The organism is Amycolatopsis sp. NPDC089917, assembly GCF_040684635.1.
Classification (GTDB): Bacteria; Actinomycetota; Actinomycetes; order Mycobacteriales; family Pseudonocardiaceae; genus Amycolatopsis.
Window position 1 is genome coordinate 22552 of record NZ_JBFBGL010000013.1, and the last position, 21001, is coordinate 43552.

The following is a 21001-nucleotide window of genomic DNA, read 5'->3' on the forward strand; positions in this document are numbered from 1 at the left end:
CCGTGCTCCAGACACTCGCCTACGCCACAGTGGCGCTGGCACCGGTCGAGGGCTATCTGACGGCCGGGCATGGACACCTCGGCAAAGTCGCGCCGGCCCTGCTGATCGTCGCTTGGCTGGTGAACCTGGTCAGTGAGCGGCGAACTCCTCGTTGGACCTCTCTGCACGCGCTGCTGGCACTGCTCGCCGTGGTGGTGGCGACGACCGCGGCTGTGCATTCACCGGGCACCTTCACCGCGGCATATACCCTGCGGTGGCTGCCTTTTCTCGTGCTCGCCGCGGTATTGGCGGATGTCACCGGACACGAGGTGCCGATCCGCGGGCTGCTGCTCGCCGTGTCGGCGGGTGCCGTCTTGGCCGGAGCCGGGGCGTTGTGCAGCCTGTTCCTCGACGGCCAGGCGCGTGCCAGTGGTCCGCAATCGGATCCGAACGATCTCGCCTACTTCCTCGTCGCCGCGATTCCCCCGCTTTTCGTGGCTCGCCGAGAGACCTGGAAGTGGCGGGCCGCGGTCGTTTTCGCGGGCGCCGTATTGGTGGCAGGCGCGCTGGCGACCTTTTCCCGCGGTGGCGCGCTGGGGTTGGCGGCGGCCACCGCATGGCTGTCCCTGCGCCGGGTCCTGCCCTGGCGCGTGCTCGCCGGTTCCGTGATCGCGGTGGCCGTGCTGTGCGCGGGAGCGATGCTCCTCGCCGGGCCGCAGCTCACTCGGGCGACGCAGGAGAAGACCTTCATCGCATCGTCTAATGTGGACACTCGCGAACTGCGCTGGGAGGCCGCCGCCAGGATGGTGTCCGCCGACCCGGTGCTGGGAGTGGGCCCCGGCGGCTTCCGGGACGCCTACGCCGCCGCGTCTCACAACGCGGAGATCGATGAGCAGACCCCGGTGGCGCACAACATGTACTTCGAAGTGGCCGCCGAACTGGGTCTGCCGGGTTTCGCGTTGTTCATCGCGATGATCGCCGTCGCCGTCACGACAACTGAGCGGACCGTCCGTACCGCAGCCCCGTCCGCCCGGGCCGAGGCGGTGGCGATCCAGGCATCGCTACTGGCTGTCCTGGTCATGTCGATGTTCCTGTCCGAGCAGTACTACCTGCCGTTGTGGTCGCTGATGGCACTCGCCGTCGCGACCGGGATCCGGGAACGCAGTGGAGAGGAGGCAGGGAGATGCGTGTCCTGCACGTAATCAGCGAGATGGGCGCGGGTGGGGCCGAAACACTCGTGGCGGGTATGGCGTCCCGCGGTCACGAGTACGGCTGGACGTCCGCGGTCGCCAGTGGTGGCGGATTCCGCGCCGGTGCGCTGGCCTCCGAGGGCGTGGCGACCTTTCCGGTCCCGCTGGCCCTTCGCAGCAGGATGGGGGCGCTGCGGGCGGCGTGGGCCACGCGCGACGTGATTTCCCGATTCCGTCCCGACATCGTGCTGGCGCACAACGTCGGCGCGAGCCTGGTCGCCAGGCTCGCCCTCGTCCCCGGACGGCGGCGGCCGCTGGTGAGCGTCTTCCACGGGGTCGCCGACAGCGACCTCACGACGGCCGCGCGGATCCTGGGGCGAACGTCCGACCTTCTCGTCGCCGTGTCACCCGCTTCCTCGGCTCAGCTGACCGGAGCCGGTCTCAGCGAGCCGGTCGTGATCCGCAACGCCGTGTTCACGCGGCATCCGGTGTTCGGCCGTCGGGAGATCCGTGCTTCGCTCGGAGTCGCGTCCGGCACTCCTGTCGCGCTCTGTCCAGCCCGGCTGGAGCCACAGAAACGTCACGACGTGCTCCTGGAGGCGTGGTCCCGTCTCTCCGGCGACGCGGAGCTGTGGCTCGCGGGAGACGGAAGCCTGCGCGCCGAACTCGAATCCCGCCGCGACGGACTGGGGTGCCGCCGGGTCCGGTTCCTCGGTACCCGCGAAGACGTCCCCGACCTGATCGAAGCGGCCGACATCACGGTGCTGACCAGTGATTGGGAGGGCCTCCCGTTGGCGATGCTCGAATCGCTTGCGGCCGCACGGCCGGTCGTCGCGACAGCGGTCGGTGGCATCGGAGACGTGCTCTCCGATGGCGGTGGCTTGCTCGTGCCGCCCGGCGACCCGGCCGCCGTCACGAAGGCATTGGAAACGCTGCTGTACGACCCGTCCGCGCGGGCGTCCGTCGCGAGCGAAGGCCTTCGGACCATCCAGCGCGAGTACGACTCGCACGCGCTGATGAAGGCCTACGACGAGATGCTCCGTCTCGCTCTGGAAGGCAAACGGTGAACGAATTCCTGTTCAAGCTCCCGCGTACCGCGGTCTTCGGCGTCGTCTCGGCGCTGCTTGTCGGATCGGTCGTCTTGTTGCTGGGGTTGTCCCGCGGCGAGCAGTTCCAAGGGCGGGTAAGCCTGCTGGCCGAGCCGGTCGGGCAGGTGGAGGGCTCACCGGCCAATTACGGCGAAGTCGTTTCCCTGACCCTGCCCGCACTGGTCGAACTCGCCCGCAGCCCGTCGGTGCTGCGGGCCGCCGCGCCGGCCTCCGGGTCGACACCGGAAGAACTCCGGGAGCGGGTGACGGTGGAACTGGTGCCGGCGTCCGGTCTGGCACGTCTCTCGGTACGCGCGCCGACAGCGGACCAGGCGGGGGCGGCGGCATCGGCTCTGGGAAAGGCGATGATCGACGCGAATCTGCTGGCACCGGTCGGGCGGCTACGAGCCCTGGACTCGCCCCCCGACGTGGTGACGGTGGCCCCGGACACGCCTCTGGTGGCCGGCCTGGCGCTGATCGCCGGCGTGGCCGCCGGACTCGCGGCGGTGGCCATCCGCCGATTGACGCCGTCAAGACTCAGCCGCGGGTCGGGAGCCGTGCGCCGGGCGCTGGCCTCGGCCGGGATCCACCGTCCAGTCGCCGTCCTGCGGAACGAGGATCCGGCGATCGCCGATCGGCTGGCCGTCCTCGGCTTGGCCGCGGGCCACCCGCCACGCGTGCTCCCGGCGGCCCCCGAATTCACCGAGTCGGCAGCGAAACTGGCGGCCACGCTCCAGGTGGCTGATCAGACCGGGTGCTCCGCGGTGGTGATCGTGACCGGACAGCGCCGGTGCGACGAACTCGTCGCGGCCGCCGGTGTGCTCCCGCCCGGCGCCGTCTTGGTCGCGGTGGTCCTGACGTGAGAAGGAGTCGGCACGTCGTCCTTCTTATCGCGGCCGTTGTCGGCTCGCTCGGTGCGTGGCACGCGCTCGAACCGTCGTGGCAGGCCCCAGCCGACCCCGTCGAGGTTCGGTTGCAGGACTTCCGCGACGCACTGTACTTCCCGATCAAGGAGTTTCTCGCGGGTGGCAATCCCTACGATCCCGCCGCCATGTTCGCGCATTGGACGGTGCGCCAGGACTTCAACCTTTACCAGCCGTACCACCTTCTTCTGCACCTGCCGTTCGCGCTACCCGGCTACCGGGTGGGAGCGGTGGCCTTCGCGGTCTCGTCCTTGCTGCTGCTGATCGCGCTGGCGGTCCTGACCGCGTACGCGGTCCACCGGGTCGTGCCCGTTTCCGTCACCGTCACCACCGCGGTGGTGACGGCGCTGCTGGTCACGAGTCAGGTGGGCAAGGCCCAGCTGTACGTCGGGCAGGTCAACCCGCTGATCGCGCTCGGCGCGGCGGGGGCTCTGCTGACTCGGCGGGACCGGCCGGGGTGGGCGGCGGTGGCACTCGCGCTCGCCTGGCTCAAACCACAGTACGGTTTCCCGCTGGCTGTCCTGCTGTTCGCACGGGGTTCGCGGCGGGTGGCGCTGACCGGGACCGCCGTCGCGGCGGTGGCGAGCCTGCCGGTGGTGGTACTGCTCGTGCTCCGGGGCGGGGGGATCAGGCCATTCCTCGACGTCGTGGCCGCGAACCTCGCCCACGCCAGGTCCACCGACTACGGAGCGGTCGATTCCTTCACCGCGCAACGCATCGACGTCGCGGCGGTGTTCTTCCGTGTCACCGGCTGGGCGCCGACCGGCGTCGAACTGGTGGCACTGGCGGGTGTGCTGGTCACGACCGTACTGCTGGTGCGACGGCTCGACTGGCCGTCGGCGGAGCCGGTGGCCGACCTGCTGACCTGCCTGGCCGTGGTGGTCTGCGTGGTGCATCAGCCCGGAGACGTGCTGATCGCCGTGCCCGCGATGGCGGCGGTGATCGTGTCGTGGTGGCGCCGCCGGGCCGATTCCGGCTGGAGGACGGCCGCGTTCGCGGTGGCCGCCTCGGCGGTGCCGTTCCTCCATCTGTACACAGTGGACTCGACAGTGTTGTCGCTGTTCGGCTCGCGGGTGGCTGTCACGATCGACGGTGTCGCCGTGGTACTCGCGTGGTTCCTGACGGTCGCCGCCGCCGTCCGGTTGACCGGGACGCGTGCCGCTCCGCCGGTCACCGCCGTGAGCGTCCGATGACCGAGCTGGGAACGAAAGCGGTCCGGGGTTCGCTGTGGCTCGGCGCCGTCAACCTGGTCAGCAAAAGCAGTCAGATGCTGGTGACACTCGTCCTGGCGGCGCTGCTGACCGAGGGACAACTGGGTGTCGTGGCGTTGGCGGTGTCTCTGGTCAACCTCGGCCAAGTGGTGCAGTCGATCGGTGTCTACGACGTGATCAGCCGTACCGAACGGGATCCGCGGCGGATGGCGGGCACCGTACTGACCCTGAGCGTGGGCACGGGTCTGGTGCTGGCTCTCGCCCTCGCCGCCGCGGCGGATCCGATCACCGCGGTCCTTGGCGTTCCGGACGCCGCCGGATTGGTCCGGCTGGCCGCGATGAGCCTGCCCTTTTCCGCCGCCGGTGGTGTCCAGATGGGTTTGCTGCATCGGAGGCTGGACTTCCGCCGTCGGCTGGTGCCCGACGGCGGTGGCGCGGTCCTGGGCGCGGCCTTGACGGTCGTGCTCGCCGTCGCCGGGATCGGTCCGGTCTCCCTGGTGATCGGGCTCGTGTGCACGGCGATCGCCCAGCCACTTCTCGGTGCGCTCGTGGGCGGGGGTGTCCGACCGGGCTGGGACCCCAGGGCAGCGAGGGAGGTCTGGAGCTGGGCCGCGGTCGTGGGTCCCGCGGCCGTCGTCGGCGCACTCCTGGTCAACCTCGATTACCTGACCGTCGGGCGCCTGCTGGGGCCGGACGCGGTCGGCGTCTACTCCCTGGCGTATCGGCTGGCATGGGTGCCCTACATCATGGTGGCGGTCGTCCTGGGCGCGGTGGCTTTTCCGGTCTTCACCCGGATACGCAGGGAAGGCGGGCAGCTCGGTGATGCGGTCACGCGCTTCACCCGCGCGGTCCTGGTGATCGCTTGCGGGCTGTATCTCCTGTTGATAGTGCTTTCCGGCCATGTCGTGGTGCTGGGCGCGCGGTGGGCGGACGCGGCGGTCCCGCTGATCCTGCTGGCCGGCTATGGACTGGGGATCTGTGTGTTGCAGATCTGGTACCAGGCGGTGAAGGCGACCGGCCACGCACGCCGGTACCTGGCGCTCGAAAGCGCGCACTTGGCGCTGCTCGTGGCGGGTTTGGCGCTGTTGGCCCGGCTCGGTATCGACACCGTAGCCGCGGTCCAGCTCGCCGCGGCCTGGCTGATGGTCCCGATCGCGTGGCGCGTGCTGTCGTCACTCGGCGTGGCACCCCCGATCCCCGAGCTGGCCAGAATCGCAGCCCAGTTACTGGGTGCCTGCCTGATCGGCGCGCTGCCCGCCGTGCTCCTGGCCTACGCGGGCTTGTTCGGCCCGGCAGACTCACCTGTCGGCACGCTCGGCGAAGGAGTGGTACTGGTCGTGGGCTATGCCGGCGCCACCATGCTCGTTCAGCGCGACGAGCTGGCCGCCCTGCGACGAGGGAGGTCGCGATGAAGGTCGTGCACGTCTCGCAGCCGGTGACCGCGGGGGTGGCCGTGATCGTCCTCGATCTCGCGGTGGCTCAGCGGGAACAGGGCTGGTCGGTCACCGTGGTCTGCCCGCCGTCGGGCTGGCTCGCCGAGCAGGCTCGCCTGCACGGCATCGAGGTGCGGGGCTGGGCCGCGACCCGCTCCCCCGGCCTCCGGGTGGTCGCGGAAACGCTGAGACTGCGACAGCTCCTCTCCGATTCGGAGGCCGACGTGGTGCACCTGCACAGTTCGAAGGCGGGGCTGGCCGGGCGGCTGGCGGTCCGCGGCCGCCTGCCCACCCTCTTCCAGCCGCACCTGTGGTCCTTCGAGACCGCGCGCGGACCGCTGCGGCGGGCATCGGCGGGCTGGGAGCGGTTCGCCTGCCGGTGGACCGACCTCGTGGTCTGCGTCAGCGATGACGAACTCGATGCCGGCCGGAGGGCGGGTATCTCCGCGGCCGCGGAGGTCGTCTGCAATGGCGTCGACACGGAGAGGTTCGTACCCGGCGACCGGGTCACGGCGCGTCGGCGGCTCGGGTTGCCCGAGCAGGCGCCGATCGCTGTCTGTCTCGGGAGACTGGCCGACCTCAAAGGACAGGACCAGTTGCTCACGGCCTGGCCGAACGTGCTCCGGCGGGTACCGGACGCACGGCTCGTCTTCGCCGGTGACGGTCCGATGGGCGCGCTCTGGCGCGAGAGTCACCCGGTCGCGGCGCACGGTTCGGTGCGGTGGCACGGACATACCGAAGACGCCGCCGCGTTCTACACCGCCGCTGACGTCGTCGTGCTTCCTTCGCGCGCCGAAGGTATGGCGCTCGTGCCTTTGGAGGCCATGGCGTGCGCCCGGTCGGTGGTCGCGTTCGACGTCGGCGGGATACGCCAGAGTGTCGCCGACGCGGGTGTCGTGCTCCCGGCGGGTGACCTCCGGCGGCTCGGAGACGCGGTGGCCACCCGCCTGGCGGAGCCTCGACTGGCGCGGCTCGAAGGTGAACGCGGCAGGCGTCGTGCCGAGCTGTCCTTCGACCGGAGGCGGATGAGCGACCAGATAGCCACCCTCGTCGACAAACTCAAGCACACGGAGCGAATCCGGTGAACCGTATCGCCTATCTGCTGACCCAGGACCGCGGTGGACCGGTGGATGTCACCGTGCGCCTGGCCGTCACGCTGCTCGAAGGAGGCGTCGACGTCCGGGTTTTCGGCCCCAGGCCGGCGAGAGGCGCGGACCTGCTCGACGGCGTTCACGAGCAACTGCTCGTCGCGAGCAAACAGAACCTCTTCGCCGCGAGGCAGGCGGGGACAACGATCCGGGAGTGGCGACCGGATGTGGTGCACGCTCAGGATCGCCGTGCGGGACTCGTTCTGGCAGGACTGCGTTTTCCCGGCGCCGGCCGACCAGCACTCGTCCAGACCTACCACGGCGTTCCGGATGACGTCACCGAGCCTTGGTTTCGTGGCGGGACCCCGGCCACGGGACCTTCCGCCTACACCAGAGCGGTCCTGGCAGGTGACGCGACGGTCGCGAGGATTCTCGATCGCACGGTCGTGCCCGCCGAGGCCATGGACCGGTTCCTTCGACGACGGCTACGAGTCCCCGCCGACCGACTGACGCGGATCGACAACTGCGTCGAACCCGCCGCGGAACTTCCGCCGAGGGGACCGGTACGCCACTTGATCTTCATCGGGGTCCTGGTGGAACGCAAGGGGATCCTGGATCTGCTCGCGGCGTTGTCCTACCCGGGTGTCCTGCCACCCGACGCCACGCTGACCGTGGTCGGTGACGGGCCACAACGAGCCATGGCGGAGAGAGCCGCGCAGGCGGTCCCGCTGAAAGGACGAGTCTCCTTTCTGGGCTTCCGTCAGGACGTGCCTGCGCTGATGGCCGCGGCGGACGCACTCGTGGTTCCCTCGACCATGGAGCAGCAACCACTGGTCGTCGCGGAGGCGATGACGGCGGGAAAGCCCGTCGTCGCCACCGATACCGGAGGCGTGGCCGACATGCTCGGTCCCACCGGCCTGGTACCGCCGGGGGATGTGCCCGCTCTCGCCGGCCGCTTGCGAACACTCTTCGCCGACCCCGATCCCGCTCGGACCGGTGCCCTCCTCGCGGCGCGGGCCAGGCAGCGGTTCGCGCCGGAACTGTGCGCACGGCGTCATCTCGATCTCTACGCGACTCTCACGTCACGACGGCGCGTTACTCCGGCTTGACCATCACCACCGCGTCGGCGGCCGCCAGCTCGACAAGCCCCGGCGGCGTCGAGGAGGAGGGCGGGGCCGGCGCCGAAGACTTCGGAGGCCGTGGTGCCGGGCCACCCGCGGCCACGAGTCCCGCGGGAGGTGTCACGGTCTGGGTGGCCGAGGTGGGGTTCACCGCGACCCACCCTCGGGTGAACGTCCGGGTCCACACCCCGTTCGGTTGGCGGCCGGCGGCGTCGACCGCCTCGCCCAGGTCGCTGCCCTGCAGGGCGGACCATTCGGGATCGCGGTAATCGTCGGTCGTGGCCGGGGTCCAGCACGTCCGTGGCCCGGCCAGCAACGCCGCACTGGCGTATCCAGCCCGATCCTGCTGCGCGGATCTGGTGCGGGTGACCAGCAGCAGCATCGACTCGCCGAGTGCCGCCTGCGCCCGGAGCTCCTGGAACTCGTTGCCGCGGAAGGTGAGCAGGCCGCCGGTCCCCCCGTTTTCCCGGAACCCGAAATTCTCCTCCATGGCGCCGCCGAACCGGGAATGCGCCGTCCATCTGCCCGGCTGCAGATGGGTTTCCGACACATTCGGCACGAACAGCTTGCCCGCTTTCTGCGCCGCTTCGCCGATCAGCGAGAGAAACGCGTCCAGGCCGTCGCGCAGCTTCCGGTCGGTCTCGGCTTCGGACGCGGTGCCGGCGAGGACCGCCGCCGAGTAGTGGCTCAGCGAGTTGAAGTCGTTGTCGGCCAGGATCCCGTCCCAGCCTTCCCGGGTCACCTCGGCCACCACAGCGGAAGTCCAAGCCTGCTGATAAGCCTTGTCCCAGACCGTCATCTGCCAGTGTTTCGGATAACCGTTCCACTCGATGCGCCGACCCTGGACGTCGGTGGCGAACCACTCGGGATGTCCCCGCTGCGCGGCGACGTAACCGATCCCGCTGGGCAGGAACTTGGCGTCCTCGCCACCGTCCACCGCGCCCGGATAGTTACGGGTGCTGGACAAATCCTTGTACACCAGGATCTTCAGTCGAGGATTCAGCTCACGCAGAGTCCGCATCGCCGAGGTCTGATCGGCGTTGAGCACCACCACGTCGTAGCGCTGCGCGGCGATCTTCAGCTCGTTCGCCGTCGGTGGCTGCCCGATGCCGTACCACCAGGCGCACGGTGCCAGTGGTCTCGGCGGCGGAGCCGGCACCTGGCCCGCGGAACTGGCCACGCAGCCCGCGACCAGGGCCAGGGCGGCACATCCGGCCATGAGCCGGACGGCGAACGGGCGTGCGGGTGTCAACGCTGCCTTCGGCAAAACAGTTCTCCCACCGTGAGTATGACGATCTTGACGTCGAGCCATAGTGACCAGTTGGCGATGTAGTAGTTGTCATACCGAGCGCGGTCCGCGATAGAGGTGTCACCGCGGAGGCCGTGGACCTGCGCGAGGCCGGTCAGCCCGGTCGGCACCCGGTGCCGGTGCCCGTAGAAATCGTGGACGGCGGAAAACTCCTCGACGAACACCGGTCGCTCCGGCCGGGGACCGACCAGGGCCATGTCCCCGCGTACGACGTTCCACAGCTGGGGCAATTCGTCCAAAGAGGACTTGCGCAGGAACCGGCCCACCGGGCCGACCCGGCGATCACCGGCCACCGACCATCGCGTCGCCGAATCGTCGACCGCGTCCTGACGGACGCTGCGGAGCTTGTACAGCACGAAGGTCCTTCCATCGACCCCTACGCGCACTTGCCGGAAGATCACCGGAAATCCGCTCTCCACGACGACCGCCGCCGCGCACAGCGCGATGACCGGGGCCAGGACGACGAGCGTGACGGCGGCCGACGTGGTTTCGATCACCCGCTTGATCAGCCAGCTCGGCCGGCGAGTGGGTGACCCGGCCAGGCGTATCAGCGGATAGCTTCGAAGCCGGTCGACCTCGCCCCGGTCCGGGCAAAGCGTGAACAGCCTCGGCAGGACCAAGGTGAGACATCCCAGCCGATGCGCCGTGATGGCCGAGTCGACGACGGACCTGTCCCTCTCGTCCGAGTGCGCCAACACGACAGTGCCCGCGCCGTGGCGGACGATGGCCTCGGCCAAACCGTCACGGACGATCTCGACCGGCAGCCGGGAAGTCTCGCCGCCAGGGCCGGAAGGAACGAATCCCACCGGGAGAAGACCGAATTCCGGATGGCGCAACATGGTGCGGATCAAGTCGCCTCCGCTGTCGCCCGTGCCCACCACGATGGCGCGATCACAGCGGCGGAACCGCCTGCGTCCCCATCGCCCGAAAGCGAACACCCACGGACGCGCGCATTCGCTCAGCACGGCGAAGCCGATCACCAGGCACTGGATCGAGGTCAGCCCCGATCGCGACGGTGGTAACACGAACGAGAGACAGGTGATCACCACGAACGCGAGCCCCGACGCGGCGACCGAGCGCGGCAGGTCCTGCAGCCAGGACAACCACAGGCGCCGCCGATGGACCCGGCCGGCGACACGAGCGCCTGCCAGGACCACTCCGGCCCCGATCGTCTCGAGCGGGGCCGTCCCGGCCAGCCGTGCCGCGGCCAGCAAAGCCACGACATCGACCACGACGAGCAACACGACGACGGCGTTGACTCTCGCGAGCAACGGCCGCTTCCGCGTCGTGGCGGAAGGTCTGTGATATCGCCGAGTCCGCGGTGCCCCGGAACGCGGCAAAGTCTTCAGCTCGGTCACCGTCCGCACCCCTGTCCGTGTCCGGCGAAGGAACGGACGACCCGCCCGTTCGGCATCGATTTCGTCATCACGATTTTTTCCACCTTCGCCACAAACCAGCCGATCGAACCAAGACCACTTCGTTCCGCCGCTTTTTCTCGCGATGAAAGCGAGCCGGACCCGATCGGACGAACACCGTGAATCCACCTATCAGGGGATACCGGTGAACACGTTGTACTTTCAGGGATACCCCTCCTTTCGGGGGACCTCGGACGACCCTAAAGAAAGGGCTCAACATAGCCGAATATGACCTCGCGGCCGAACCGAGATTTGCCGCCGCGCGATCATTTCAGGGAGCCGAAGGGAAGACGTGGCAGCCATTGAGACCGCTCTGGCCACGAGAGCGGAACCGGACCGGGAAAGGCCTCAGGTCGGCGGACGGGCGCATGTCGTCCTGCCCGCCTTCAACGAAGAGACGTCCTTACCCTCACTACTGGAACGACTGTCCAAGACAGCGCTCACCGAGGCGCTCACGGTCTGGGTCGTCGACGACGGTTCGTCCGACCGATCAGCCGCCCTGGCCGAATCCGGTTTCGGCAATCTGGAAGTGCGTGTCGTCCGGCACGCCGTCAACCTGGGTCTCGGTCGTGCCGTGCAGTCGGGTCTCCGCGCCGCGCTGGAGGAAGCCGGTGCCGACGACATCATCGTCGTCATGGACGCGGACGACACCCACGATCCGGGATTGATCCGCCTGCTGCGCGAAGAGATCACGGCGGGAGCGGACGTCGCCATCTGTTCGCGTTTCGTGCCCGGCGGCGACGACCGGACGGCGCCGCCCATGAGGCGGTTGCTGTCGCGTGGAGCCGCTCAGCTCTTCCGGCGTGCCCTCGACGTCGACGGCGTCCACGACTTCACCAGCGGCTACCGTGCCTATCGCGCCACGCTGCTGGCCAGAGCCTCGGCGCATTGGGGTGATCGGCTCATCGAAGAGCAGGGTTTCGCGTGCATGGTGGAGCTTCTGCTCAAGCTCCGCCACTGCCGACCGGTGATCCGGGAGATCCCGCTCACCCTGCGCTACGACCGCAAACAGGGGCCGAGCAAGCTGAAGCTCCGGCGAACACTCGCGCAGTATCTGAAACTGCTCGTTCGTGACCGGCTCAGCCCGGCGCCCTACCGGAAACTGTGAGGCCCCGATGAGCGCGCACTCCGCCCATGTCGTGGTGGTAGGTGGCGGGATCTGCGGTCTGGCCGCGGCCCACCGGCTCGTCCACCACGGGATCCAGGTAACGGTGCTGGAGGCAAGTGACCAGCTCGGCGGTCTCGGGTCCTTCTTCTCGCACCGGGATCAGGCCGTGGAACGTTTCTACCACTGCCTCATGCCGACCGACGACGACCTTCTGGGCCTGATGGACGAAGTCGGGCTGAGGGACGCGGTGCGCTGGCGGAAGACGACGATGGGCATGATCGTCGAAGGCCGGCGTCATCGGTTCAATTCCCCGCTGGATCTGTTGCGGTTCACCCCGCTGCGCTTCCACGATCGCGTCCGCTTCGGCGTGGTGTCGTTGTTGTTACGACGACTGGGAAATGGCCGGGACCTCGACCGGATCCGCACCGAGGACTGGCTGCGCGGGCTCTACGGCCACCGCATCTGGGAAGAGCTCTTCGCCCCCATGTTCGGCTCGAAGTTCGGCGCCTCTTTCGGCGATGTCCCCGCTTTGTATCTGTGGCAACGGCTGGGGCGCGAACGTAACGTCGCGACGCGTGGATACCCGGAGGGCGGCTACCGGGCGATCATCGAGGCGCTGCGGGCGTCGATCGAGGGGGCCGGTGGGACGATCCGCCTCTCCACGCCGGTTCGCCGGGTCGGAAGCACCGCCGACGGCTGCTCTCTCACGGTGGGCGACGGCGAGGTGCTGGCCGCGGAGAAGGTGGTGTCGACCGTGCCGCTGCCCCAGTTACGGCTGCTCGCCGACGACGCGCTCGCATCACGCCTGCCCCGGAGCGACCTGCGCTACCAGGGTGTCGTCGCCGGGGTGTTCTTCCTCCGCCGGCAGCTCACCGGACATTACTGGACACCCGTCCTGCGCTGCGGGACGGAATTCGACGGTCTGGTCGAGATGTCCGCGCTCACCGGAACCGAAGCACACGACGGCTCACATCTTGTGTACGTCATGCGCTATACCGACCGTGCGTCTCGCCTTTACCGTGGCGAGCCCGACCGTATCGCCGCGCGATGGACCCTTCAGCTCAGAGAACTCTTCCCCGAACTGCGCCCGGAAGACATCGAGTCGGCACAAGTGTTCAAGGCACCGTTCGTCGAGCCGGTGCATCCTCTCGGGTACGCCACCGCCCGGCCGCCCATCGAGGTGGACGGCACGAACCTGTTGTCGGCGACCACAGCGCACGTGTATCCGGACGTCACGAGCTGGAACTCGAGTGTCAAGCTCGCCAACCGTGTGACCAGCCACCTTCTCGACACTCTCAGCCGGCGGGGAGCCGGTGAGCCGGCGCGGTGAGCGTCTGCTCCAGCGGAAGCAGCGTCCCGATCGCGTCCACGATCCGGCGGCAGGCCGTTCCGTCCCCATACGGCGAAGGGATGAGGCGAAGGCGCTCACGGTGCCCCGTCACATCACACAGCCACCTCGCGGCTTCGGCGCCGATCCTCGGACCAGGCGGTACGAGTACCCCGAAGGCACCGTCGATCTCGGGTCGTTCGGTGCTCCGGCGCACCACGATCACCGGTCGCTTGAGCACGCTCGCCTCTTCTTGAATGCCTCCGGAGTCCGACACGATGAGCGCCGCCTCGGCGGCGAGAGAGAGGAAATCCGGGTAGGACTGGGGTTCGAACACCAGAAGTGGGACCAGGAGCCGGGTCAGGCCGAAATCCCGCACGCGCATGCTCGTCCGGGGATGCAGGGGAAGCACCACCGGGAGCGGCATTCTGCCGAGTTCCCGCAGAATCCTCGCCAGCTGATCGGGGTCGTCGACGTTCTCCGGTCGATGGAGGGTCGCGAGGACATAGCCATCTCGCCGGAGTCCTCGCGCGGACAAGAGAGCGGCACGCTCCTCCATGCTCGGGAGTGCTGTGCGCAGTGCTTCGACGACGGTGTTGCCCGTCACCGTGATTCGCTCGTGGGGGATGTTCTCGGCCAAGAGGTTCTTGAGATTGAGCTCGGTGGGCGCGCAGCAGAGATCCGCGAGGTGATCGATCAGCACGCGATTGTGTTCCTCGGGCATCGCGCGGTCATGGCTACGCAGTCCGGCTTCCACGTGGATCAAAGGAAGCTCACGGGCGTTGGCGGCCAGCGCGCCGGCGAGCGCGGAAGTGGTGTCCCCCTGGACCAGCACGACAGGCCGGGAGTAAGAGGCCAAGGCTTCATCCACCGCGCTCACCGCCTGGCCCAGTTGCGCGCCCCTGCCCACGCCGTCGATCCCCAGCTCGTGAAAGCGCATCGAGGGTACGAGAGCCGAGCGGATGCGCGAGTACAGCGAATGGTCGTGGTGCTGTCCTGTGTAGACGACAGCGCAACCCTTGCCGAAATGGCGCATCAGCGGTGCCAGCTTGATGAGTTCCGGTCGCGTACCGCAGATCAGCACGACAGGGGTAGACATACGGTGTCCCTTCGACAGTGGCTCGCAGATCGACACTACTCAGCGAGACCACCGGAATGCCGACGCAGTCAATCCATAGGGTGATCCCTTTTCCGCGTCGACCAGAAGAAGACACCCTCCAATAGGGTGGGCTGATCGAAATCACCCGCACAGAACGGGAAATTCCCTTGGTCAAGAAATATCTGACGCTGGCCGTCATGCTCGTCGTGGCCGCCGCCACGACGTCCGTCCCCCGTTCCGACGCTTCCTCGAGCCTCTTGCTACCCGATCTCAGGCAAGCACCGCCGGGTTGCGCCGGCGGCCAGTCCGGTGATCCGGTGAAATGCCTCGACTGGGACGTCTGCCCGGTGATCGATCCGGCCGCACCGAACGGTCGTTGCGTCCTCCCCGCGGCGGCGAAAGCCGTACGGCTCCGTTTCACCAGCTCCGAAGAGAACGTCGGTGACGGGCCGCTTCTGCTCTACGGTCGCCGGGACGACCCGACACAGGACCGCATGTCCGTCCGTCAAGCTCTACGCAACGCCAAAGACGGTTCCATACCTGGCGGGTACGCCGCGGCCCAGCGCCCCACCCGCTCCTTCACTTACTACGAACCGGCCATGGCCCATCAGCACTGGCACCTGATGAACTTCGAGCGGTTCACCCTGGTCTCGCGAAAGGGCGAAGTCGTCGTCGCCGATCGCAAGAACGGTTTCTGCCTTGGCGACCGTTTCCCGATCGCCGACCCGATCAAACCCGCCCACGTACCCGGAACGAATGGCCCGGACGCGGATCTCGCCGGACGGCTGCGTGCCAACAATTGCCGCCACCACGAGCCGGAGGCACTTGACGTCGTCGAAGGCATCTCGGTCGGTTCAGGTGACGACTACAAGTACGACGTCGACTTCCAGTGGCTCGACATCACCGATGTCCCCTCGGGGACCTACACGCTGGTGAACACGGTGAACGGGGACCGAACCCTGGCGGAGACCAACTACGCCAACAACTCCTCTTCCGTCGCTTTGTCCATCGAGTGGCCGGACGGGTCTCCGGGACTGAACAAAGTGCTCCCGCGAGGACCCATCGTCAAATTCCTTCGCAGCTGTCCGGGACAGGCGCAGTGCGCGTGATCGCTTCGGTGCCGGGCTCGCGAGCCGGAGACGATCGCCGTCCCGGATCGGATGACCCGGGTGGCGGCACTCTCGGCTTCTGGCAAGATCCGGGTTAGTCGCCGATCGGGGTGGCGAGACGGTGAGGCCAGGTGACTCGGACCGTGCCGAGAGCCTGGCCTCGCCCGCAGGCTCGGCAGGATCATGGCGCGAACGCACGAAACCGCCGTGCGGAGGAAACTCCGCACGGCGGTTCTGCTTCGGATCGGTCAGTTCTCCTGAACTGTCCCACCGTCTCCGATGATGCCGCTGGCGCAGTTGTCCGGAGTCGCGCCTTCGGCTTCGGTCTGGCCCGGCGAGAGGACGGGGACGGCGATGCCTTCGGCGACATCGCGGACGGGGACCTGGACGCCGAGGACGTTGACGTTGTTGTCGCACACCCCGCCGACGACGTTGAGGTTGTGGACCGCGTCGAGGTTCTGCACGTTGGCGAGCCCGGTCTGGTCATTGTGGTCGACCTCGTGGCCCGCGACGGTGATGCCCTGCGCCGAGGCGGATCCGCCGACGATCGCCATTCCGGCGGCGAGAGCGGTGGCGACGAATCCGAGCTGCTTGATCACTGTGTCCTGACTCCTTCGAAAAGCCTTACCGTGAGTTCGGTAAGACGACGGCCCGAAAGGCGACACGAGGTCACCGCTGTCGGGATTGTTCTGGTGGTATCCCATCGATACCGAGTGGGGCCGGCCACCCCTGGGCGTGGTGGCCGGCCCCACCGGACCGGCGGCGTCGCACCTCGCGACGAGGCCGGGAGCGGAGCGGGAGCGCGCAGCTCTTCTCGTCTCGCGGCCATGTCTCTCAACGACGAGCGTACCGCCGGTTCCCCCGCCGTGGCCGACTTCCGACACCTTGCGGGCGACCTCGGCGAGGGAGACTTCTAGTTGTTCTGCGAGGTTCCGCCGTCGAGCACACCACCGGCAGCACAGTTGTACGGCGAGTTCCCCTCCGCCTCGTGCGCACCCGGCGACAGAACCGGCACACCCACCCCGTTCAACGACTCACGAATCGGAACCTGCACACCCAGCACGTTCACATCGTTACCACACACACCCAACGTACCGTTCACATTGTGCAACGCGTCGATGTTGTTCAAATTCACCAAACCGACCTGACCACTGAGGTCGTGACCGTCGTAGACGTCGTAGTCACCGGGAGTATCGGCGGCGGCCACGCCCCCGGTGATGAACGCGCCGGCGGCCATCGAGGCCACGACGAAACCGATCTTCTTCAGCATCAAAGCTCCTTGAATCGACAGATGCGTCGGACAGGGCGGCAATGAGGTGTTCCGCCCCGTGCGGGGAAAGGTACTGATCCGACATGGTCATTTCCACCTCGGGCCACCATCGTGTAGGGGGTGCGATCCTCTGAGCACGCGAGACGTAGCCCGGTCGAGGGACGCTTTTCGTTGCTTCCCAGGCATTTGACGACATGACAGATCAGCATTCTTTTTGTGTAGCAAGAACTTCCAGTACGGGCCGGTCCGTTGCGATCGACCGCTTGCGGGGTCAAGATCGCCCTGTGTTGGTGTTGACCTATCTCAGTGGCTGCCCTTGCCTCGACCTGACCGCCACCCTGCAGCTGCGGCATCGAGTGAACCCTCGAGAACTTCTCAAGACTCCTGCCGACGTCACTCGGTGGCTGGCGCAAGCCGGTCTGGCGATGGAGGTCGCCGCCGACGAAGACGGACTCGGCCGGACCATCGCCTTGCGCGAGGCCATCTACCGTTCTTCTCGCGGCGACGGCGGCGTGGATGATCGTGCGTTCCTCAATGCCGTGGCGGCGTTTCCTCCGCTGGTCCCGTACTGGACCGCGGCCGGCGTGGAGAACCTCGGCGATTTGTGGCAGGCGCACTCCACACTCGCGCGCGAAGCCATTTCCCTGCTGAACGGCCCGCACGCGGCCAGGATCCGCGAGTGTGAGTACCCGGAGTGCAGCCGGCTGTTCTGCGATCTCTCCCATGGCGGCCGGCGCCGCTGGTGCGGCATCGGCATCTGCGCCACCAAAGCGACATCCACCGCCTACCGGCGCAGGAAGAAGCAAGGGATCACCACTCTCCGGCAGCGCGTGCCGGAGAGCGAAGACATTGGTGCCATCGAGAATTAGATCGAACGAGGTCACGTCCAGCCCCTGAACCTGCGACCGCCTCACCCGGTAGGATTGCCTTTTGGTCGTGTACGGCTCGGATTTCACCATCGCCGCCGCGCTGACCACACGTGTTCCGCCCCTGTTACCGGAAAAATCCGGGGGTATGGCCCCATGGCCCGATCGACGCCTGTGTAACCTCCGATCCGACGCCGGGCCCTGTCTCTGACGAGTTGCTCACTTGGCGATCCAGCATCTTGAATATCGGAGGTCAGGGCAGTGGATGCTCTTGTTCTGGATGGCCGACGGGAAGCCTGCGGCCGCATGGTTAGCCTGCTCGTCAACGCGCCGGAAATACGACGGATAAATTCGGCGATCACCGCCGCGGAACTGCTCGTAAAATTCAATCTTTCGCCGGCCGAAATGGTGCTCCTCAGCGCCCGCACGCGTCCTGACGTGCTGGCGGACACCATCAGGACGCTGACCGCGATACGTCCCGCGACGAGAATCGTCCTGTTCGGAGCCGCCGAGTTCGCACCTCTCGCGATCAAGGCGATCGGCGAGGGAGCGGCGGGGTTCCTCGCCTGCGAGGCAAGCTCGGCCGCCCGCGCACCGGACGCGGCGACGATGCCTCACCCGCGTGTCGCGACAGAGACCGACGTGGCCCTGTCCAGACGCGAGATGGAGGTGCTGCGCGGGATCAGCATGGGCAAGACCAATGGCGAAATCGGCAGCGACCTCGACCTGGCCGAAGACACCGTGAAGACCCACGCGCAGCGCTTGTTCCGAAAACTCTCGGCGACCGATCGCGCTCACGCCGTCGTGCAGGGAATGCGAAGAAAGCTCATCGACTGAGTGGCAACATGGCACCCCGGATCATGCCGCCGGCAGCACGACGCGGTGACGCGATCTCGTCCAAGTTGCCACCAGGATTCGTTCCGGGAGCATCGAACCCGTTGATGCGAAGCGTGATCTGGCCGAGAAGTCATAATCACCTGTTCGAGAGTATGCGGCCTTCGACATCTGGAGTATCGTCGCTTGTTTCGACCATGCCAGGATAGGCACTCTTAAGACTGGCGACACCCGATACCGCTTCCTCGGCAGACGCCACAAGACTAATATGAATTTCGCTGAAGAATCCGAGCTCCGAGCGCTGGGGCCTGACACGAAAGCGCCAGCAGGAAGAATCAGCGAAAGAAACGTCCCGGCCAGAGGTGCGCCGGGACGTTTCTTCATGAGCGGGTTCAGGCGTCGATCCCACCACCCGCACCCTTGGTCCCGGCCTTGTCCGTACTTCGAGAGCGACGGGCACAGTGGACAGGTGCTGATCCACGAACCGTTGTAGCCCCATGGTGTCGCAATGCCCTCGAGAACAAAGATGATCATGGTATCGAACGGGTGCGATGCCTGCGCAGGTCTTTTGCCCGATGCCGATCCAGGTAACGTCGTTGATCGGGCGGACGTTCCGCTCGGAGTCGATTTTCGTGACTCGATTCGTGTTAGGTATCCCCAGCTCGAAAGGATCACAACAATCATGACTGGCTTGCGTAGATGGGCACTGGCGACTGCGGCCGTCGTTCCTCTTTCTGTTCTTTCCGCAGGTGTGGCAATGGCCGGCGGTGACCACGTTCCCGGCACGTTCGCAGCCAAGGAAACCTCCGCCACCTTCGCGGGCATCGGTGGTGCCGGCACGATTCACACCGGTTCGGTCACCGATCATCACGGAAACCATTGGGCCGAGAACAGCGCGGCACTGGCCGGCCCGATGGGGGCCGTCGTCCTGCACTCGAAGGAAGTCGAGTCCGGGACACACCACGGCTGGCCCGTCGACGACAAGCCCGGACGTCCGACTTACAACCATGGGAAGCAGCCGATCGCCCAAACCGATGGCGATCGTGAGTACACCTCGAAAAACCGCCCCTCTCGGGTTCAGCCAGTGTCGAAGCACCGACCCTCGCAGGTTCAGCCCGCGCGAGAGAGCGGCCCGTCGCACGTCGCTTACACGGAGTCCACCAAGTCGGCGGACATGACCGGCGCGACGTCCTCGCACGTCGCCAGTCACGCCGGCGACCACCATGCCGCGTACGAGTCCAGCGATCTCTCCGCTGGTCCCGACGGCGCTGTTTCCGAGGGCGTGAAAGCCGTCGCCGTCCCGCAGTATTCGGCCTACCACAAGTGGTACACGGCGGCAGGCGAGAACGGCGCCATCAGCCATGACGTGAGCGCCGTGGCAGGTGCGACCGGTTGGTCGGGAAGTCACCGAGGCTGATCCAGCAAAAGGGCCGGGCCATCGATGCTCGATGGCCCGGCCCTTTGCTGTCTTCCGGCCGTCCCCGTCTCCGTGAGATCACCGCCAGAGCTGGTCTTCGGAGAACCGCGGACGCGGCAGGAGCCCGGACACGTCGGCGCCCGGACCCCTGATCAGCGATAGCGACGCGCTACTGGCGCGTCAGCGTCTCGCCCGAGCCGACGAGTTTCTGCGCGGCCATCACTCCGGACGTCCCGCTCTTCGTCAGTGACGGCGCCACCGATCCGATCGGCCTCTGCCCCTGGCCGAACACCGGAACACCCGGGATCAGAGTGGTGAGGTCACCGAGAACGGGCACTCCCCCGTTTGTGGGCAGGGTGGTCGGGAGCAGAGAACCACCTCCCAGCGGCAGTCCGCTCAGCAGCGGGAGTGCGGGCAAAGGGTTGTCGGCACGTCGGGTACCCGATCCGGCGGCCACCGCCGGCGTGTGGAAACCGGGAGCTTCGTAGGTGGTCGCCACCTCAGGTGCGTCGGCCTGGAGCGCGGTCACCCGCGTACCTGCCGCAGGGTCGAGCGGATCGGTACTGACGGTGCCGGTCAGCGGCGCCGACGCGGGGAGTCCGCCCTCGACAGCCGGGACCGGGAGTGTGTCTCGCATATCCTCGACGCGCGACAGGACCGGCAAAGCCGGGATTTCGGTCGCCCCGAGTTCGGCACCGAGCGGTCCATTGAGGTCCGTTTCCCGAAGGTCGCCCACGAGGTCGTCGAGGTGCAGTGGCGCGAACTGGAACAGCTCGAGCGGCACCGCGTGAATCGGGCCCGTCGGCGTCGCGACAGCAGGCGTACCCTCTGCGATGTCCGCGACGGGACGGAGTGCGTTCTGGCCCGCGGTGTCCAGCTGCCTCAGCGGCTGAGCCTGCTTCACGGCATCGGCGATACCGCTCGTCGCAGGAGCGACGACGTGCTGGTCCAGCACCGACGCCGGCACATCGGGATCGACGTTTTCGGCCGCCGAGGCGATGCCCGTGCCCAGCATCAGCAGACCACCACTCACCAGCGAGACCTGCAGCGCGTACTTCATCCAATTCTGCATGACAAATACTCCTTTTATATTAGTTGAGAAACAATTGACCGCATGACGCGACAGCGAAACGGAGAAAGAACACATTCAGGGTGAACGGCACACATAATGGCGCGCTTCACGAATATTCACTGCCAGATTCGGCAGAGCAGAT

At 67.3% G+C, this 21001-nt stretch carries 19 protein-coding genes; 13 read left to right on the forward strand and 6 right to left on the reverse strand.

Going from position 1 to position 21001, the window contains the following annotated elements:
- The first annotated feature begins 2 nt into the window (after positions 1-2).
- Genes AB0N89_RS12180 through AB0N89_RS12210 form a run of 7 tightly spaced genes read left to right on the forward strand, consistent with a single transcriptional unit; the run spans position 3 to position 8021 of the window.
- Entirely contained in the window at positions 3-1181 is a 1179-nt protein-coding gene (locus AB0N89_RS12180) for an O-antigen ligase family protein (protein ID WP_364203653.1), read from the forward strand.
- On the forward strand, positions 1163-2236 hold the full coding sequence (locus tag AB0N89_RS12185) for a glycosyltransferase (RefSeq protein WP_364203656.1): 1074 nt from the start codon (positions 1163-1165) through the stop codon (positions 2234-2236). The genes AB0N89_RS12180 and AB0N89_RS12185 overlap by 19 nt, the downstream gene beginning before the upstream one ends.
- Positions 2233-3120, forward strand: coding sequence for a hypothetical protein (locus AB0N89_RS12190; RefSeq protein ID WP_364203658.1), 888 nt, complete (start codon positions 2233-2235; stop codon positions 3118-3120). The genes AB0N89_RS12185 and AB0N89_RS12190 overlap by 4 nt, the downstream gene beginning before the upstream one ends.
- A complete protein-coding gene (locus tag AB0N89_RS12195; RefSeq protein ID WP_364203661.1) occupies positions 3117-4373 on the forward strand; it encodes a glycosyltransferase 87 family protein in 1257 nt (418 codons plus the stop codon). Before AB0N89_RS12190 ends, AB0N89_RS12195 begins: the two co-directional genes overlap by 4 nt.
- A complete protein-coding gene (locus AB0N89_RS12200; protein ID WP_364203664.1) occupies positions 4370-5803 on the forward strand; it encodes an oligosaccharide flippase family protein in 1434 nt (477 codons plus the stop codon). Before AB0N89_RS12195 ends, AB0N89_RS12200 begins: the two co-directional genes overlap by 4 nt.
- Entirely contained in the window at positions 5800-6909 is a 1110-nt protein-coding gene (locus AB0N89_RS12205; protein ID WP_364203667.1) for a glycosyltransferase, read from the forward strand. Before AB0N89_RS12200 ends, AB0N89_RS12205 begins: the two co-directional genes overlap by 4 nt.
- Complete coding sequence (locus AB0N89_RS12210; RefSeq protein WP_364203670.1) at positions 6906-8021, forward strand: glycosyltransferase family 4 protein; 1116 nt, start codon at positions 6906-6908, stop codon at positions 8019-8021. Before AB0N89_RS12205 ends, AB0N89_RS12210 begins: the two co-directional genes overlap by 4 nt.
- Here the strand turns inward: AB0N89_RS12210 and AB0N89_RS12215 are convergent.
- Positions 8008-9285 (reverse strand): putative glycoside hydrolase family 15 protein, encoded by a 1278-nt coding sequence (locus AB0N89_RS12215; RefSeq protein ID WP_364203673.1) that lies wholly within the window; start codon positions 9283-9285, stop codon positions 8008-8010. The two genes, AB0N89_RS12210 and AB0N89_RS12215, sit on opposite strands and share 14 nt — an antisense overlap.
- On the reverse strand, positions 9282-10613 hold the full coding sequence (locus tag AB0N89_RS12220) for a sugar transferase (RefSeq protein ID WP_364203676.1): 1332 nt from the start codon (positions 10611-10613) through the stop codon (positions 9282-9284). Before AB0N89_RS12220 ends, AB0N89_RS12215 begins: the two co-directional genes overlap by 4 nt.
- Positions 10614-11049: 436 nt before the next feature.
- Here AB0N89_RS12220 and AB0N89_RS12225 point away from each other — a divergent pair, with 436 nt between their 5' ends.
- Together AB0N89_RS12225 and AB0N89_RS12230 are read left to right on the forward strand one after the other, a co-directional pair.
- On the forward strand, positions 11050-11865 hold the full coding sequence (locus AB0N89_RS12225) for a glycosyltransferase (RefSeq protein WP_364203679.1): 816 nt from the start codon (positions 11050-11052) through the stop codon (positions 11863-11865).
- A 7-nt stretch (positions 11866-11872) separates the two neighbouring features.
- Positions 11873-13195 carry an NAD(P)/FAD-dependent oxidoreductase gene (locus tag AB0N89_RS12230; RefSeq protein WP_364203682.1) on the forward strand — a complete coding sequence of 441 codons (1323 nt, stop codon included), beginning with the start codon at positions 11873-11875 and terminating at the stop codon, positions 13193-13195.
- Here the strand turns inward: AB0N89_RS12230 and wecB are convergent.
- The gene (gene wecB / locus AB0N89_RS12235) at positions 13161-14291 is read right to left on the reverse strand and encodes a UDP-N-acetylglucosamine 2-epimerase (non-hydrolyzing) (protein ID WP_364203685.1); all 1131 of its coding nucleotides are present in this window, start codon (positions 14289-14291) and stop codon (positions 13161-13163) included. The genes AB0N89_RS12230 and wecB overlap by 35 nt on opposite strands.
- A 167-nt stretch (positions 14292-14458) precedes the next feature.
- Between wecB and AB0N89_RS12240 the strand changes: the two genes are divergently transcribed.
- A complete protein-coding gene (locus AB0N89_RS12240) occupies positions 14459-15400 on the forward strand; it encodes a lysyl oxidase family protein (protein WP_364203688.1) in 942 nt (313 codons plus the stop codon).
- A 248-nt stretch (positions 15401-15648) separates the two neighbouring features.
- Here the strand turns inward: AB0N89_RS12240 and AB0N89_RS12245 are convergent, their stop codons facing one another.
- Positions 15649-15999: a hypothetical protein gene (locus AB0N89_RS12245; RefSeq protein WP_364203691.1), complete on the reverse strand. Its 351-nt coding sequence runs from the start codon at positions 15997-15999 to the stop codon at positions 15649-15651.
- Positions 16000-16313: 314 nt separating this feature from the next.
- Complete coding sequence (locus AB0N89_RS12250) at positions 16314-16670, reverse strand: hypothetical protein (protein WP_364203694.1); 357 nt, start codon at positions 16668-16670, stop codon at positions 16314-16316.
- A 284-nt stretch (positions 16671-16954) separates the two neighbouring features.
- Between AB0N89_RS12250 and AB0N89_RS12255 the strand changes: the two genes are divergently transcribed.
- From AB0N89_RS12255 to AB0N89_RS12265, 3 genes are all read left to right on the forward strand, one after another.
- A complete protein-coding gene (locus AB0N89_RS12255; protein WP_364203697.1) occupies positions 16955-17539 on the forward strand; it encodes an ABATE domain-containing protein in 585 nt (194 codons plus the stop codon).
- Positions 17540-17842: 303 nt separating this feature from the next.
- Entirely contained in the window at positions 17843-18373 is a 531-nt protein-coding gene (locus tag AB0N89_RS12260) for a response regulator transcription factor (RefSeq protein WP_364203700.1), read from the forward strand.
- A 754-nt stretch (positions 18374-19127) separates the two neighbouring features.
- Positions 19128-19787, forward strand: a complete 660-nt coding sequence (locus tag AB0N89_RS12265) for a hypothetical protein (protein WP_364203703.1) — start codon at positions 19128-19130, stop codon at positions 19785-19787.
- 169 nt (positions 19788-19956) lie between these two features.
- On the opposite strand, the gene AB0N89_RS12270 is transcribed toward AB0N89_RS12265, so the two are convergent.
- A complete protein-coding gene (locus AB0N89_RS12270; protein ID WP_364203706.1) occupies positions 19957-20859 on the reverse strand; it encodes a hypothetical protein in 903 nt (300 codons plus the stop codon).
- Positions 20860-21001 lie beyond the last annotated feature (142 nt).

What these genes read in the sequence shown, in the direction of transcription:
- AB0N89_RS12205 (WP_364203667.1), top strand. Translation starts at nt 5,800, where the DNA reads ATGAAGGTCGTGCACGTCTCGCAGCCGGTGACCGCGGGGGTGGCCGTG.
- AB0N89_RS12185 (WP_364203656.1), top strand. Translation starts at nt 1,163, where the DNA reads ATGCGTGTCCTGCACGTAATCAGCGAGATGGGCGCGGGTGGGGCCGAA.
- wecB (WP_364203685.1), bottom strand. Translation starts at nt 14,291, where the DNA reads ATGTCTACCCCTGTCGTGCTGATCTGCGGTACGCGACCGGAACTCATC.
- AB0N89_RS12250 (WP_364203694.1), bottom strand. Translation starts at nt 16,670, where the DNA reads ATGCTGAAGAAGATCGGTTTCGTCGTGGCCTCGATGGCCGCCGGCGCG.
- AB0N89_RS12200 (WP_364203664.1), top strand. Translation starts at nt 4,370, where the DNA reads ATGACCGAGCTGGGAACGAAAGCGGTCCGGGGTTCGCTGTGGCTCGGC.
- AB0N89_RS12265 (WP_364203703.1), top strand. Translation starts at nt 19,128, where the DNA reads ATGGCCGGCGGTGACCACGTTCCCGGCACGTTCGCAGCCAAGGAAACC.
- AB0N89_RS12270 (WP_364203706.1), bottom strand. Translation starts at nt 20,859, where the DNA reads ATGCAGAATTGGATGAAGTACGCGCTGCAGGTCTCGCTGGTGAGTGGT.
- AB0N89_RS12260 (WP_364203700.1), top strand. Translation starts at nt 17,843, where the DNA reads ATGGTTAGCCTGCTCGTCAACGCGCCGGAAATACGACGGATAAATTCG.
- AB0N89_RS12230 (WP_364203682.1), top strand. Translation starts at nt 11,873, where the DNA reads ATGAGCGCGCACTCCGCCCATGTCGTGGTGGTAGGTGGCGGGATCTGC.